Source organism: Lamprobacter modestohalophilus (assembly GCF_016583905.1).
In the GTDB taxonomy this organism is placed as follows: domain Bacteria; phylum Pseudomonadota; class Gammaproteobacteria; order Chromatiales; family Chromatiaceae; genus Lamprobacter; species Lamprobacter modestohalophilus.
In genome coordinates, this window is record NZ_NRRY01000165.1 from 1 (window position 1) to 1,181 (window position 1,181).

Below are 1,181 nucleotides of genomic sequence, written 5' to 3' on the forward strand. Positions count from 1 at the left end.
ATACCGATGAGGAGATTTGGACCATGTTGAATCTCGTGACTCCGCTCGAGGAGACCAAGGCCTATCAGTCGATCTTTGCCAAGGGCGAGGCCAAGGGTAAGACTGAGGGCAGGACCGAGGGCAGACGAGGGCAAGACCGAGGGCAAGACCGAGGGCAGAACCGAGGCGAAGGTCGCAACCTTGCGTCGACAGATCAGTCGTCGCTTCGGCCCATTACCACGCTGGGCCGCGCAGCGCATCAGCGCAGCCTCTGAAGCGCAGCTCGACACCTGGCTGGATGACATTTTCGATGCGACCAGCGTCAAGCATTTGCTCGGCGATAAGGGCGAGCGCCATTGAAAAGAACATGTTCGTGAGGCGATCACGTTCGTGAGGCGATCACGTTTGATGTCGTGGCATGTCCTCCGTGATGCCGGCCACTGCTCCCGTCATTCCGGCCACCCCCCTCCGTCATTCCGGCCGGGAAGCCGGAATCCCGTGCAGGAAAGCAACCTCGCAGCAGATTGCTCGATGTCGCCATTATTGAGGCCAAGGGAGAAGGGGCCGCACACCGCCCGCTGGAACTGCCCGACGGGCTCGAGAACCTGCGCCCGCACAACCTGCTGACCTACAAATCCCAGCACGAAGCGCTCACCGCTTGGACCCTTGATGAGCTGATCGGCCACTACGTCAACTACCGCAAGCTCAGGTTGAGTCCCGATGGTAAGCGCCACCGGCCAGACGCCTTCGGCCTCTACGCCGTCGCCACCCGCTGTCCCAAGGCCCTGCAGCGTCGGCATCCCCTAACGCCCACCGCCTGGGAAGGCGTTTATGAGCTCCCCTGGGGCGGACAGCCGGTGCGCCTGATCGTCCTGAACGCCATCGCCAAGCATCCGCGCAACGCGCCCTGGGAACTCTTTGCCAGCGAGCAAGATCGCATCCGCCAAGGACTGATCCACTACCGCGCTCGCCATCCGCATCCAAGTCGAGGTGGACACTGGGAACTGCTCGAACGCATGCACCTCATCTATCAACGGGAGAATCTTGAGATGGCCTACACGATGAATGTTGGATGGGTAGAGTAGAGAGCAGGCATCCCGCGCCCGTAGACCCGGCCTATCTGTTTCCGCCCCTTTCGTTTGGCGGTGCCTCAATAGCCGAATCCTAGTCATGGGATACCAGCCCTCCCTCATCAAACCGTG

The 1,181-nt window shown here is 61.2% G+C and carries 2 protein-coding genes and 1 pseudogene; all 3 read left to right on the forward strand.

The annotated features are described in order from the left end of the window. A pseudogene (locus CKO42_RS27010) lies at window positions 1-254 on the forward strand (hypothetical protein); the annotation flags it as partial. Further along, the gene (locus tag CKO42_RS26620) at window positions 181-339 is read left to right on the forward strand and encodes a hypothetical protein (RefSeq protein WP_200252647.1); all 159 of its coding nucleotides are present in this window, start codon (window positions 181-183) and stop codon (window positions 337-339) included. The pseudogene CKO42_RS27010 and the gene CKO42_RS26620, both read left to right, overlap by 74 nt. Before the next feature lie 164 nt (window positions 340-503). Then, entirely contained in the window at window positions 504-1,064 is a 561-nt protein-coding gene (locus CKO42_RS26625) for a hypothetical protein (protein WP_200252652.1), read from the forward strand. Window positions 1,065-1,181 lie beyond the last annotated feature (117 nt).